The sequence below is a fragment of the Streptomyces durmitorensis genome (assembly GCF_023498005.1).
In the GTDB taxonomy this organism is placed as follows: Bacteria; Actinomycetota; Actinomycetes; order Streptomycetales; family Streptomycetaceae; genus Streptomyces; species Streptomyces durmitorensis.
Genome location: NZ_CP097289.1, coordinates 229150 through 244199 on the forward strand (window position 1 = coordinate 229150; position 15050 = coordinate 244199).

Sequence of the window (15050 nt, forward strand, 5' to 3'; positions counted from 1 at the left end):
CGCTACTCCTGTACGGTCATCTGTCGCAGCTGGGGACGCTTCGACGTGGCCAGCTTCTTGATCTGCTCCGAGAGCTTGGCCACGGTCGGATTGCGGAACACCGTCGTGACTTTCACGTCGACGTTGAGCTCATTGCGGATCCGGCCGATCAGCCGGGTGGCCAGCAGCGAATGCCCGCCGTGGTCGAAGAAGTCGATGTCGATGCCGACCTCCTCCACGCCGAGCAGTTCCGCGAACAGCCGGCAGAGGACCTCCTCGTCGTGGTTGCGCGGCCCTCGTCCGACGGCGACCTCGGGCTGGTCGGGTGCGGGCAGCGCGTTGCGGTCGACCTTGCCGTTCGACGTCACCGGAATGCGGTCGAGGATCATCAGGTGGGCGGGCACCATGTAGTCGGGCAGGTGCCGTTCCAGGTGTGCGCGCACATCGCGGGTGAGCTGGGCCGGGCTGTACCACTTGGCAGCCGCCGCCGGGGTGGTTGAGGCCGGGGGCCGGCCCGGGGCTTCGCGGGTTGCGTACAGCTGACACATCCCGGTTCCTTCAAGCCCTTGCGGGGTCTCCACGATGACGTGGAAACCCTTGGTCTCCAACATCTTCGTCACGACCGCGACCCGGTCGTCGACGTCGTGCACCTCCGCGACGACCTGGCGGATGATCGGCCAGTGCTCTGGCTCGATCCCCCGCAGGGCGGCCAGTTCGCTCTTCTCCGCGTCGACCTTCAGCAGATCCACCGCGGTGAGCCCGTTGTCCCGGATCACCTGCGACACGGTGCGCAGTTCCACATCGACCCGAGTGCTCGCCAGCCGGTCGGTCAGCAGGTCGGTCAGCTGGTCGTCCTCGGCGGCGTTCGCGCCACGCTCGTTGGCGATGACCCTGCGCAGCGTCTCCTGCTCCGTCGCCTCGTCCGCGAACTGCCCCGACATCAGCGACATCTCGGGGTAGTAGGTGAACTCCGCGCGCCCCGCGGCATCGGATATGCCGCATTCGGTCACCACCGCGTCCAGGCCGTGCAGTTGTGCGTTGATCCGGTAGAACTCGGCCGACTCCGGCATCGGCTCGACCGCGTACACGCGCACGCCGCGTGCCACCGACCCGGCCCACAGACCGAACATTCCGACGTGGCCGCCCACGTCGACGACACACGCGCCGTCGTCGACGCTCACGCCTCCGCGCGCGTACTCGCCGCGCTGGAAGATCTCGTCGTACAGGTAGGCCATGTTCGACTTGTTGCGTCCGGCCACCAGCATGCCGCCTGGCAACTCATGCCATTCGACCCCGGCCAGACGCCCGGCCTCCTCCAGCTCGCGGTAGGCGGCCACGCCCGGCGCCGTGTCGGAGTCCACCACCACGTAACCGGCCAGCTGCCGACCGCCGGTGGCGTCCTCGCGGGCGATCACCGTGGCCTGCCGCACGGCCGTGTGGCGGACCAGTTGGCTTTCGATCTCGCCGAGCTCGATGCGGAAGCCGCGGATCTTCACCTGGAAGTCGCTGCGGCCGATGTAGTCCAGTTCGCCGTCCCGGTTCCACCGCACGACGTCGCCGGTGCGGTACATCCGGGCTCCCGGCTCCCCGTAGGGGCAGGCCACGAACCGGTCCGCGGTCAGCGTGGCCTGGCCGAGGTAGCCCCTCGCAAGCCCGGTCCCGGCGAGGTACAGCTCACCGTCGACTCCGGGCGGCACCGGGCGCAACGCCGCGTCCAGCACGTACACCTGGGTGTTCCAGATCGGCGCGCCGATCGGCACGGGGCCGGAGCCCTCAGGGACACAGGCGTGGTACGTCACGTCGACGGCGGCCTCGGTCGGGCCGTACAGGTTGTGCAACTCGACGGCCGGCAGCGTGCGCGCGAAGGCGTTCGCGTTCTCCCGGGACAGGGCCTCACCGCTGCAGAACACCCGGCGGAGCTGCTCGGCGCACCGGGCGGCGGCCGGTTCGGTCAGGAACGCCTCAAGCATCGAGGGCACGAAATGGCAGGTGGTGACGGACTGCTCGCGGATCAGCCGGGCCAGATACGCCGGATCCTTGTGCCCGTTGGGCTCGGCGATCACCAGCGCCGCGCCCTCGTGCAGCGGCCAGAAGAACTCCCACACCGACACGTCGAACGACGACGGCGTCTTCTGCAACACCCGGTCCTCAGGGGTGAGCTGGTACGTGTGCTGCATCCAGCGCAGCCGGTTGACGATCGACCGGTGTGACACCTGCACGCCCTTGGGGCGGCCGGTGGAGCCGGAGGTGTAGATGACGTACGCGGTGTTGTCCGGCGAGAGCGTGCGATCCGGGTTCACGAGCGGGTACCCGGATACGTCCGGGAGCTGTTCGTCGAGCACCAGCAGCGGCTGCGCGCTCTCCAGCATGTGCCGCACCCGGTCGTCGGGCAGATCGGTGCCCACCGGCAGATAAGCGGCTCCCGTCTTGACCACCGCGTACAGCGCCACCATCAGGTCCACGGAACGGGGGACGCGCACCGCGACGACCTGCTCGGGGCCCGCTCCGCGCTCGATCAGCCAGTGCGCCAACTGGTTGGCACGCCGGTCGAACTCACCGTAGGTCAGCGTTTCCCGCTCACCGATCAGTGCGACACGGTCTGGGGCACGCTCGACCTGGGTCTCGAACGCGCCCGGCAGGGTGTCATCGGCCACGGTGTGCGCCGTGTCATTGACCTGCGAAACCGACCATTCCCGCTCCTGGTCGCTGAGCACCCCGATGGCTCCGACGGGGACCGTCGGGTCGGCGAGCACCTGCTCGAGGACCCGGACGAGCCGCGCGGCGATCACCTCGGCCGCTTCGCGATCGTAGAGGTTGTTCTGGTAGTCGAGGGAGAGCCGCAGGTAGGGATCGGCGGAGTTGAGACTGATCGGGTAGTGCGAGCCCGCGAACGGCCGGATGCCGTCGATCGTGAAGCCCGCCGAGGTGTTCGCGTCGACGATGCCCTCGCGGTCGACCGGGTAGTTCTCGAACGCGATCATCGTGTCGAACAGTGCGGGCAGTCCGACGTCGCGCTGGATGTCGGCAAGGCCGTAGTAGTGGTGGTCGAGCAGCGTGGTCTGCCGGTCCTGCAACTCGGTGATGACGTCGGCCGCGCTGCGGTCCGTTCGGCAGAACACCCTGATCGGAAGGGAACTGACGAACAGGCCGACCATCTCGTCCGAGCCGGGCAGCTCCGCCGGGCGGCCGTTGACGGCGGCCCCGAACACCACGTCCTGCTGCCCGGTCAGCTTGGAGAGCAGAATGCCCCACGCGCCCTGGAGAAGCGTGTTCAGTGTGACGCCGAGTTCCGCGGCACGCCGGGCGAGTTCACGCCCCTTGTCGATGCTCAGCGGTACTTCGACCCGCCCGAGAGCGGTCGCCGCTTCCTGGAGGGGAGCGTGGGGAGCCACGAGGGTCGGCTGGTCGAATCCGGCGAGCTCGGCGGCCCACCGGGCGGTCGACGCCTCCCGGTCCCGCGTGGACAGCCAGGCCAGGTAGTCGCCGTAGCTTCGGACCGGAGCAAGCTCACCGGTTCCGGAGTACAGCTGGATCAGGTCCTTGAACACCAGCGGCGACGACCAGCCGTCGAACACGGTGTGATGCGCGGTGATGAGGAGTTTGGCCTGCTGCGGCCCACAGGTGAGCAGAGCCAGGCGGAACAGCGGCGGCCTTGCGGGGTCGAGCCGTTCGGCCCGGTCGTCGGCGAGGGCCTTGTCGAGCGCCGCGTCCTGCTCGGCGTCGCTGTGACCGGTCAGGTCGACGTGCCGCCAGGGCACGGTGACGTGCTCCGGCACGACCTGCACCGGATCGCCGCCGGCCGCGGTGAAGAACGCGGAGCGCAGGTTCGGATACCGCTCGAGGAGCGCCTGCCCGGCCGCCCGCATGCGCGCCGGGTCCACGTGTCCGGACAGATGCAGCACGAACTGCATGTGGTAGACGTCGAAGGAGCCGTCGGCGAGCGCGGCCTGGAACTGGATCCCGGACTGCCCCGGTGACTGCGGCCACACCTCGACCAGCCGTCCGTAGCGCTTCTCCCAGTTCTCGATCTCGTCCTGCCGCACGGAGACCAGCGAGGCGTCCGACGGCGTGAGTCCGCCGGCCTCCGGGTGTGCGGCGTGCGCGGCCATGCCGTGCAGCACTTCGACCCACAGCTCGGCCAGTTCGGCGGTCCGCTCGCGGGAGAGCACCCCGGTGGGGAACATGAAGACGGTCTGCAGTCGGGTGCCGTCGGCGGTGTCCGTGGCGACCGAGTTGACCTCCAGCGCGGACAGCGCGGGGAGGTCCGGGTCGGGCAACGGGAGCAGATCGGCGGACCAGGACGCCGGTCCCCAGCCGTCCGCGCGCAGGTGCTCGGGCACGTCGGCGCCGGAGATCCGGCCGAGGTAGTTGAACCCGATCTGCGGCGCCGGGTACTCGGCGAGTCGCGGGGCGGTCTCCGGGTTCAGGTAGCGCAGCAGTCCGTAGCCCACGCCCTTGTCGGGGACCCCGCGCAGCTGCTCCTTGACCAGCTTGATCGCCTCACCGGCCGCGGGGCCGCCGGCCAGCACGTCGGCCAGGTCCACTCCGGCCACGTCGACCCGGGCCGGGTACATGCTGGTGAACCACCCGATGGTCCGGGAGAGGTCGGCCCCGGGGACGACGTCCTCCTCGCGGCCGTGGCCCTCCAGCCTGACCAGGGTCGAACGGTCCGCGCCGCGCCACCGGTTCACCGCCAGGGCGAGCGCGGCGAGCAGCACATCGGTCCCGGTGCCCCTGAAGGCTGCGGGAAGCCGGGTCAGCACCGCCTCGGTGACCACGGCGGACAGTTGCACCCGGACGGTGTCGACCGTGGACATGAGATCCACCGCCGGGTCGAACGCCCGCGTGCCCAGCGGGGGGTTCGGCGCCTGGAGCATGTCCCGCCAGTACGCCAGTTCCGCTTCCCGCTCCGGGGAGAGCGCCTCGGTCTCCAGCGCCGACGCCCAGCGGCGGGCCGACGTCCCGACCTCGGGCAGCTCGGGCGTCCGGCCGGACCTGACCTGTTGCCACGCCTCGGCGAGGTCCGACATGAGGATGCGCCAGGAGACGCCGTCGGCCACCAGGTGGTGCAGTACGACGAGCAGCCGGCCCGCACCCCGTTCGGCGGCGAACCACACGAAGTCCGCCATGGTTCCGGCTGCCGGATCGAGTCGCCCGACCGCCGCGTCCAGCTCCGCCTTCCCGGCCTCCAGCAAGGCCGGCTCCTCCCACCGGCCGTCGCAGTCGATCCGGTGGATGAGGTCCGCCGCCCGTACCGTGCCGTGCGGACGCACGACCAGGGAGGGCTCGTCACCGCGCACCAGCTGCGCGCGCAGGAGGTCGTGCCGGTCGAGCACGGCGTCCAGCGTCGCGGCCAGCCCGCTCGCGTCGATGCCGACCGGCAGCTCCAGCGCCATCGCCATGGCGAACCGGTTCGTCCCGCCGCCGTGCTCGAACACCTGCCGCGCCACCGGCTGCAGCGGCATCGGGCCGACGCCGCCGCCCTCGTCCTCCGCGAGCACGGGCACCCGCTCCCGGCGGGCGGCGGCCACCTCGGCGAGGCGGGCCGCCGTGCGGCACTCGAAGACCTCCCGCGTGGTGACCTCCAGTCCCCGGGCCCGGGCCCGTGCGACCACCTGGAGGGACCGCAGGCTGTCACCGCCCACGGCGAAGAAGTCGTCGTCGGCGCCGACCAGGTCCACGCCCAGAACGTCCGCGTACGCCGCGGTGATGATCGCCTCGGCCTCGGTGCGCGGCGCCCGGTAGGTCTCGCCCGTGAACTCCGGTTCGGGCAGCGCCGTGCGGTCCAGCTTGCCGGTCGGACCGAGCGGCATCCGGCCCAGGGCCACGAAGGCCGATGGCACCATGTAGTCGGGCAGCCGTGCCGCGACGAACTTGCGCAGCTCGGCGGCCGATGCACCGGCGAGCACATCCACGTCGCCGATCCCGCCGGCGCCGTCGTCACCGACGCCGCCCTCGCCCGCGTGCACCACGTACGCGACGAGCCGCCGCCCGCCCGAGGGCGCCTCCCGGCTGATCACCACCGCCTGGCTGATCCCGGGGTGCAGCATGCACGCGGCCTCGACCTCGGCGGTCTCGATGCGGAATCCGCGCACCTTCACCTGGCCGTCGGCCCTGCCCACGCACTCCAGTTGACCGCGCGCGTTCCAGCGGGCCAGGTCACCCGTGCGGTACATCCGCTCACCCGCCGGGCCGAACGGGTTCGCCACATAGCGTTCGGCGGTCAGGTCCGGGCGGCCGTGGTAACCGCGGCCGAGGCAGGTCCCGGCCACGTACAGCTCACCGACCACGCCCTGCGGCACCGGGGCGAGTCCCGGACCCAGCACGTAGGACCGCATGTTCCCCAGCGGGGTACCGATCGGTGCGACCTCGCTCCCCGCCCCTTCCTCGGACGCCGTGAGGGAGTACGTGGTGGCGTAGAAACTCTCGCTCTGCCCGTAGGAGTTCACGATCTGCACCCCGGGCAGAGCCTCGCGTACCTCCCGCACCAGGCGGGCCGGGAGCACGTCGCCCGCGAAGACGACCGTGCGCACGTCCGTCGCCTTCTCCAGGTGGCCGACCAGCTCCCCCATCACCGAGGGGACCGCGCTGATCACGTGCCCGTCCCAGGAGTCCCGCTCGGCGAGCGCCAGCGCGTTCGGCACCATCTCGGCCGTGCCGCCCGTGGACAGGGTGGTCAGCAGCTCGAAGACCGAGACGTCGAAGTTCACCGAGGTGCCGGCCAGCATCCGCCACCCGGGCGGCGCGTCCAGGACGCGCACCAGCTCCCGCACGCCGTTGACGACGTTGCGGTGGGTGATCGCCGCGCCCTTGGGCTTGCCCGTGGAGCCCGAGGTGTACATGACGTACGCCAGACTGTCGGGACCCCACGACGTGCCCCGGCCCGCGTCGTCCAACGGCGCCCCAGGCGTGGCCCACTGGGCGTGCTGGTCGAGGTGGACGGCCGACATGTCGTTGCGTGGCAGGTCCCGCCACGTCTCGGTGTCGGTGACCACGAACCGCGGAGCCGCTTCGGCGAGCACCGTCTCCGCTCGCCCACCGAGGTACTGCGGGTCCATCGGCAGGTATGCGGCACGGGACTTGAGGATGCCGAGCAGGCCGACCACCAGGTCCTCCGTGCGCGGCAACGCCAGCACCACCAGGTCCTCCGGCCCCGCGCCCCGCCGAACCAGCTCCCGCGCAAGGCCGTTCGCCCGGTCGTCGAGCTCCCGGTAGGTCAGCGTCCGGTCGGCACACACGACCGCCGGGGCGTCCGGCGTCCTGGCGACCTGGCTTTCGAACAGCTCCGGGATCGTCAGCTCGGGCACGTCCGTGCCGGTGTCGTTGAACCGGGTGAGCACCTGGTCCCGCTCGGCTGCGTCGAGCACGTCGATGCCGCCGATCCCGTTCCCCGAAGCGGCCACGAGCCGACCCAGCACGCGCACGAACCGGTCCGCGATGTCTTCGGCCGTGGCCCTGTCGAACAGGTCGGTGGCGTACTCCAGTCGGCATCGCGCGCCGCCCGATGCGATCGGGACCATGTCGAAGAAGAGGTCGAACTTCGCCGTCCTGGTCTCCAGCCTCTCGGCCTGCGCCGCGAGGCCGGGAAACTCCATCTCCGGCACGGGCGGCTGCCAGGCCAGCATCACCTGGAAGAACGGGTTGTAGGCGGTGGACCGGTCCGGGTTAAGGAGCTCGACCAACCGCTCGAACGGCATGTCCTGGTTGTCGTACGCGGCCAGGGCTCGCTCCCGCACGCGCTGGAGCAGCTCGCGGAAGGTCGGGTTCCCGGAGAGGTCGACGCGCAGCACCCAGGTGTTGACGAAGAAGCCGACGAGGTCCCGCAGTTCCTCGTCGGTGCGTCCCGCGATCGGTGCGCCGATGGGCACGTCGTCACCGCAGCCCAGGTGGTGCAGGAGGACCGCGAGCGCGGAGTGCATGACCATGGACGTCGTGGTGTCCGCCTGCGCGGCCAGCTTCTCGACGGCCCGGAGCAGATCGGGGTCGATCGCGAACGGGACCATGTCGCCGCGGCGGCTCATCGCCTTCGGTCGCTGGCGGTCGGTGGGTATGGCCAGCGGCTGTGCCAGATCGGCCAGAGTCTGCCGCCAGTACTCCAGTTGCCCGGCCGCCAGGCTGTGCGGGTCGGACTCGTCACCGAGCATGTCCCTCTGCCACAGCGTGTAGTCCGCGTACTGCACCGGGAGTGGCTCCCACTCAGGGGCCCTGCCCTCCGTGCGGGCCGCGTAGGCCATGAGGAGATCGCTGAACAGCGGCCCGAAGGACTCCCCGTCCACGGCGATGTGATGCATCACGAGGACCAGCGTGTGCTCGCGCGGTCCGCACCGCATCAGGACGGCGCGGATCGGCACGTCGGCGGCGAGGTCGAAGGTGGCGGTGGCCGCCTCGTCGACGGCCGCCGACTCCTCTTCCTTCGCGATCTCCACGAGCGGCAGGTCGAACGGCTTTTGACCGGACGGCAGCACCTGCTGGTGCGGGACGCCGTCGTCGTCCTCGACGATCATCGTGCGGAGGACCTCGTGCCGGTCGATGACGTCGCGGAGCGCCGACTCCAGCGCTCCCACGTCCAGTTCACCGGTCAGCCGCAGGGCGAAAGCGCCGTTGTACGTCGGCGAAGGGCCTTCAAACCGGTCCACGAACCACAGTCGGCGCTGCGCGAACGACAACGGGATCATTGTTCCTCCACATCGATAGAGCTACCAGGAGCAATCCGCAGCTCAGTTCTGATCGAGTACTGCCAGAAGCTCGGCGTTGTAGAAGTCGTCGAAGGAACACGCGCCCGACACCGTCGAGAAGAACCGGTCGATCAGTTCCTGGTGACCGACCAGTTTCCGCAGCATCTCCGTACGCCCCTCCGGCTTGAGCTCGGCCACGTTGAGAGCGCCCTGGTACACGTCGGAGAAGGTGTCCTCGAGGTCTTCCTCGTAGCGCTTCAGAGCCTCATCGAGCGCCGCCGGGTCGTGCAGCCGCTCCCCGATGTGTTCGGTGAGCGACCGGGCCTGGATGAAGGCATCGGTGATGCCGCGGGCGGTGATGGAGTCCTTGTGGTGCACCGCGTCGCCCAGCAGCACCCACCCGGGGCCGTAGGCCTTGCGGAAGTAGTTCTCCTGGTGGCCCGTGCCGTACATCTGCTCCACGCGCTCGCCCGCCGACATCCGCTCGTACAACTCGGGGCTCGTCGAGCGGACGGCTTCGAGGTAGGCGGGTTCCACCTCCTTGCGGACCTCGGAGAACTCGTCCTGCGGGAAGTAGGTCATGATCAGCGTGAGGTCGTCGTTGGTGGGAGCGGCAACCATCCAGCGCCCCGGTCGCTCGTACACCTCGAAGCCCGCGGGGACCCCGGCCCAGTAGCTGTAGTAGACGCAGCTCATCCGCGGGTGCTCGACGACGTTTCCCGCACCGACCTTGCGGGCCACCAGCGATCGCATGCCGTCCGCGCCGACGACCAGTCGGGCCCGGTCCGTCGCCTCGGCGCCGCCGGGCGTCGTGTAGCGCACGCCGACGACCCGGTCGTCGTCAAAGACCAGATCGGTCACCGCGCAGGACTCCCGGAACTCCACGCCGGCCGCCACAGCGCCGGCGGCAAGGATCGGGTCGAGTACGAACCGCCGCGGCGCATAGGTCGTCCGATGGCCGTCGACCGGCAGGGAGAAGCCGTCGAGGCGGACACCGGGGCCCTCGTAGCTCTCGCGGTCGATCGGCGGGCAGCCCGCCGCACGGAGCTCGTCGAGCAGCCCCCACCGGCCGAGCAGCGAGATGCCCGGCTGGTGGATGTAGTGCGAGGAGAGCGTGTCCTGCGGAAACCGTGCCTTCTCCAGGAGCAGGACTCGGTACCCCTGCTGAGCGAACAACATGGCCGCCGGCGAACCCGCACAACGGGCACCTATGACAATGACGTCGTACATCGCACCTCTCTTGCCAAGTGGTTTTTTGGATCCCAAAGACTATGAGGTTTCCGCACCCATGGATTCGATGTACGCGGAAATCGAAGCCACCGTCGAGTTGAGAAACATCTGGTCCACCGGAACCTCGACGCCCAGCTCTTCGATGAAAGCCATCTGGATTTTGGCCATGATCAGGGACTGGCCACCCAGGGCAAAGAAATTGTCGTCGACCGATATGTCGTCGCGCTTGAGTTCCCGGCACCAGATGCTGCGCACCGTGTCGGCAATCATCACACAGCCCTCTCGTTCGTCAGCAAGGTCCGTCGACTATGCCGTCATGCCGCTGCCTGCGTACTTGTTCTTGAATTCATCGGCCAATGCGACGCGGTCCACTTTCCCGTGCGGGTTCAGCGGAAGCCGCGGGATGGTGAGGAACCTGGCGGGAACCATGTTGCGCGGCAGCGTCTCGAGGAGGCGGCTACGCACGTCGTCCCCGGCCGGTCCCTCTCCCGCCGGGACGACGAACGCGAGCAGTTCGGCCTCGCCCGAGTCCGTGTACCCGACCACCACGGCGGCCTCCCGGACGCCGTCCAGCCTGCCGAGGGCCCGCTCGATGTCGGTGGGGTCGATGCGCATGCCCCGCACCTTCACCTGCGCGTCCATCCGCCCGGCGACGACGAGTTGCCCGGCCTCGTTCACACGGCCGCGGTCACCCGTGCGGTAGAGCCTGCGCGGCGCGCCGTCGATCACGACCGTCGTGAACCGCTCGGATTCGGGGCCCGTGCCGTTGAGGTAGCCCGCGCCGACGCTGCTCCCGGAGATGCAGATCTCGCCGTACTCCCCCACCGCGACACCGCGCATCCGCTCGTCGACGATGTGGATGTCGGTGTTGTAGGCCGGCGTGCCGACGGGTGCGATGTCGTGTTCGCCGGGTGGGTGGCCTGCGAGGTCGTACGACGTCGCGACGTCCGTGCACTCGGCGACGCCGTACTGGTGCAGGAGGGTGCACCTGTTGTCCTCGCGCCGGGCCCAGTCCACGATCCGTTCGAGACGCAGCGGCTCCCCGCCGAAGAGCACGTAGTCCAGCCTGGTGAGCACGTCACCGCCACGTGCGGTCTCCCAGTCCACCAGCAGGTACAGCGTGCTGGAAGCACAGTGCACCACGCGTATGCCGTGCTGGGCCACCATGCGGTAGGCCATCGCGGCGTCGAAGTTCCGGCTGGCCATCAGGTGTTGGGTGGCGCCGCAGAACAGCGGCATCATCAGGGCGCGTTGGGAGAGGTCGAACCCGAATGCGCTGACGACCAAGTTGCTCGATCCGCGGTGCAGGCCGTACTCGAGCATCAGCCAGTTCAGCAGGTTGAACCAGCCCTCGTGCCGCACCGAGGCCACCTTCGGCGTACCGGTCGACCCGGAGGTGAAGACCGCGTAGCACACGTCGTCCCCGGTGACCGTGACGTCAGGATTGGTTTCCGGGAGCCCTGCCAGGTGATCGGAGAGCTGCTCGAGACCGACGGTCTCGGCGGCCGACGACTCGACCAGGTCGGTCGTCGCCGGGGAGGCCACGATCAGTGCGAGATCGGGGACCTGCCCCAGCAGCAGTTGGAGTCTGGCCGCGGGGTAGGAGGGGTCGAACGGTACGTAGGCCGCGCCCGACTTCAGCGTGCCGAGGATGGCGACGAGCATGTCGATCGAGTAGTCGAGACAGACCCCGACCTTCGCGCCCCGCCTGATTCCGCGGGCGGTGAGGAAGTGCGCGAACCGGTTCGCCTTCGCGTTCAGTTCCGCGTACGTCACCTGCTGTCCCGCACAGAAGACGGCAACGGCGTCGGGGGTGTTCTCCGCGTGCGCCTCGAACTGCTGGTGGACGACGGGCGCCGAGGGCAGGGCGACCCGCTTTCCCTGAAGGATCATCAACTGACTCCGATGTGGAGGTGGCCGGCCGGGCGAGCCGTCGGCGCGCCACGGGGAACGGGGCTTGTCCGGCACTCGGACGGTGGCCACTTTCGCCAGGAGCAGGCCGGCCGGCCTGCGGACAGTTCGATGGTGAGCGTGGCGGCCTCCCGCAGGCGGCTGTCGGCGCCTGCGGCGCCAGGCGGGTCACATCGGCGTGGTGGGCGAGCTCACCGCCCGCGCCCACCGGCCCGGTCAGTCCGCCGCCATGGCCTCCTGAAGGCTCCTCGGGCGCAGGTCGGTCCAGTGCCGCTCGACGTACTCCAGGCACTCGGCCCTTGCCGCCTCGCCGAAGACCACCCGCCAGCCTGCGGGCACCTCGGCGAACGCCGGCCACAGGGAGTGCTGGTCCTCATCGTTGACCAGGACGTAGAACTGGCCGTTCTCGTCATCGAAAGGGTTCGTGCTCATTGCCACCATCCTCAATCGAAAGGGGAAATCAACAGGGCCGAGCACCGGTTCGCAGATGGGCGTCGTCCTGTCGACAGGACACCCGGCATCCGCATCCGCCCTGGAATGCTGACGCCACGCTAAGACTCGACCGCCAACGCCGCAAGGACCGCTGAATTGCTGGCTCCCGGCCGTCCGCCCGAACCTGTGTCCCTCTGAGGTTCTGTGCCACGATGGCCGAGCAGTGGCCCCGTAGCCGGGCCCAGTTGAATTCGGATTCGACCAATCTCCCTCCACCAAAGCGTCGAGTGGAGAGATGTCGGAAGAGCCCCATCCCTGCCGAACTCCGTCGCGCAGCGGCGACCGCGCTTGCGCCGCAACGAGGGCAAAGGAATTCCAGATGGACGCATTGGCCGAAGCCGCGCTCGCGGGTGCTTCGCCTGACGAACTGATCCGGGAGGATGTGCCGGGCGAATACCTGGCCGCGTACCTGCACGCGGAGGACGCCGGTATGTTCGGCGACGCCCCGGACAAGGATGTGCGCCGTTCGCTCCGGATCGGCCGGGTGCCGATGCCGGAACTGGCGCCGGACGAGGCGCTGGTCGCGGTCATGGCCAGCTCCGTCAACTACAACACCGTCTGGTCGGCGACATTCGAACCGCTGCCGACTTTCGACTTCCTGCGCAGGTTCAGCCGTCAGGGCGGGTACGCCGCCCGGCACGACCGGCCGCACCATGTGCTCGGCTCGGACGGCGCCGGCGTGATCGTGCGCGTCGGCACAGGCGTGCGGCACTGGCGGCTCGGCGACCACGTGGTTATCTCACCGTCCTACGTGGACGACCAGGAGCCCGCGACCCACGCCGACGGGATGCTCGGCAGGGAACAGCGCGTGTGGGGCTTCGAGACCAACTTCGGAGGCCTGGCCCACTACGCGGTGGTGCGGGTCAACCAGCTCGTGCCCAAGCCCACGCACCTGACGTGGGAGGAGGCCGCGTCCGTACCGCTGTGCGCCAGCACCGCCTACCGGATGCTGGTCAGCGACCGCGGCGCACGCATCAAGCAGGGCGACGTCGTGCTCATCTGGGGGGCGACCGGCGGCCTGGGCTCCTACGCGGTGCAACTGGTGAAGGCGGGCGGCGGCATCCCGGTCGGTGTGGTCGGCTCGGAGGACAAGGCACGCGCGCTGCGCCGGCTGGGCTGTGACGTGGTCATCAACCGCAACGACATCGGCCTGGGCGATCGCGTCCCGAGTCCGGACGAAGCCATCGCTCTGGGCAAGCAACTCGGCAGGCGGATCAGGGACGAGGTGGGCGAGGACCCGCATGTGGTGTTCGACTACATCGGCGCCGCCACCTTCGGCATCTCGGTGTTCGTGGTGCGCAAGGGCGGCACGGTCGTCACCTGCGGATCCAGCACCGGTTACCAGCACCAGTACGACAACCGCTACCTGTGGATGAACCTCAAGCGGATCATCGGCAGTCACGCGGCCAACTGGCAGGAGCTCCAGGAGTGCAACCGACTGGTGCAGCTGGGCAAGCTCGTACCCGCGCTCTCGACGGTGTACCCGCTCGACGAGATCGGCGAGGCCGCCCGGCTGGTGCAGAACAACCGGCACATCGGCAAGGTCGGTGTGCTGTGCCTCGCCCCGCACACCGGGCTTGGGGTCACCGACCCCGTGTTGCGCGCCCGGTTCGGCGCGGACCGGCTCAACCCGCTGCGGGACCCGGCCCTGCCGGCCCCGTCCGCACGCCCGACGCCGGTCGTCGCCGGGCCCACCGGCTGACCAGGAGGGATCTGACCGTGACCGAGTCCTTCGGCGCTTGTCTGCCGCGGTGGGAGGTGCCCGCATGACCGCGACCACCGCCACCGCCCCGCCGGGTGGCATCCACCGCGTGGGAATCGTCGGCTGCGGCACGATGGGTTCCGGCATCGCCGAGATATGCGGCCGGGCCGGGCTGGACGTCGTCGTCGTGGTGTCCGGGCCTGCGGCCGTGTCCGCCGGGCGCGGGCGGCTGACGGCATCGCTGGACCGGGCCGTGACCCGCGGCAAGGTGTCCGGAGCCGACCGGGACGCCGCGCTGGCGCGCATCGCGTTCACCGCCGACCTCGACGAACTGGCCGAACGTGACCTCGTGGTGGAGGCGATCCGGGAGGACGAGGACGAGAAGTCCGAGCTGTTCGTGGCCTTGGACAAGGTCGTCGAGTCCCCCGAGGCCATCCTCGCGTCGAACACCTCGTCCATCCCGATCACACGCCTGGCCGCGGTCACCAGCAGGCCGGAGCGGGTGGTCGGCGCTCACTTCTTCAACCCGGTGACGGTCCTGCCGCTGGTGGAGCTGATCGGTTCGCTGCTCACCGGGGAACGCGCCCTCCAGCGTATGACCGAATTCGTCGAGGTCGCCCTCGGAAAGACGGCGATCCGCACGCGGGACCGGTCCGGCTTCGTGGTCAACGCCCTGCTCATCCCCTACCTGCTGAGCGCGATCAGGATGGTCGAGTCCGATGTCGCCACGGCCGAAGTGATCGACCAGGGCATGACGCTCGGCTGCTCGCACCCCATGGGGCCGCTGCGGCTGACCGACATGATCGGCCTGGACGTCGTCACCGCGATAGCGGAGTCCCTGCACCGGGAGTTCCGCGAACCGCAGTTCGCCCCGCCCACCCTGCTGCTCCGGATGGTGGAGGCCCGACTGCTGGGCAAGAAGTCCGGCCGCGGCTTCTACTCCTATTCCTGAGTGGTTCCGCTATTCCTGAGTGGTTCCGCCGGGCACGACAACAAGCGGACATCCACCATCCATCTGTCCCGGACGGCACATCCGAGCTGTCCGGGAGTCTCGCCTGGAG

Annotated in this window: 7 protein-coding genes; 2 read left to right on the top strand and 5 right to left on the bottom strand. The window is 69.6% G+C overall.

Going from position 1 to position 15050, the window contains the following annotated elements; genetic code table 11:
- Window positions 1–2 precede the first annotated feature (2 nt).
- The 5 genes from M4V62_RS00760 to M4V62_RS00780 form a co-directional block, all read right to left on the bottom strand.
- Complete coding sequence (locus tag M4V62_RS00760; protein WP_249585220.1) at window positions 3–8654, bottom strand: non-ribosomal peptide synthetase; 8652 nt, start codon at window positions 8652–8654, stop codon at window positions 3–5.
- Between the two features lie 42 nt (window positions 8655–8696).
- Window positions 8697–9884 (bottom strand): FAD-dependent oxidoreductase, encoded by a 1188-nt coding sequence (locus tag M4V62_RS00765; protein ID WP_283779060.1) that lies wholly within the window; start codon window positions 9882–9884, stop codon window positions 8697–8699.
- Between the two features lie 39 nt (window positions 9885–9923).
- Window positions 9924–10154: a phosphopantetheine-binding protein gene (locus M4V62_RS00770; RefSeq protein ID WP_249585222.1), complete on the bottom strand. Its 231-nt coding sequence runs from the start codon at window positions 10152–10154 to the stop codon at window positions 9924–9926.
- 36 nt (window positions 10155–10190) lie between these two features.
- Complete coding sequence (locus M4V62_RS00775) at window positions 10191–11777, bottom strand: amino acid adenylation domain-containing protein (protein WP_249585223.1); 1587 nt, start codon at window positions 11775–11777, stop codon at window positions 10191–10193.
- Window positions 11778–12011: 234 nt separating this feature from the next.
- Window positions 12012–12227 carry an MbtH family protein gene (locus tag M4V62_RS00780; protein ID WP_249585224.1) on the bottom strand — a complete coding sequence of 72 codons (216 nt, stop codon included), beginning with the start codon at window positions 12225–12227 and terminating at the stop codon, window positions 12012–12014.
- Between the two features lie 379 nt (window positions 12228–12606).
- On the opposite strand from M4V62_RS00780, the gene ccrA reads away from it, so the two are divergent.
- Both ccrA and M4V62_RS00790 read left to right on the top strand, forming a co-directional pair.
- Window positions 12607–13989 (top strand): crotonyl-CoA carboxylase/reductase, encoded by a 1383-nt coding sequence (gene ccrA / locus M4V62_RS00785; RefSeq protein ID WP_249585225.1) that lies wholly within the window; start codon window positions 12607–12609, stop codon window positions 13987–13989.
- Between the two features lie 64 nt (window positions 13990–14053).
- Window positions 14054–14941 (top strand): 3-hydroxybutyryl-CoA dehydrogenase, encoded by an 888-nt coding sequence (locus M4V62_RS00790; protein WP_249585226.1) that lies wholly within the window; start codon window positions 14054–14056, stop codon window positions 14939–14941.
- Window positions 14942–15050 lie beyond the last annotated feature (109 nt).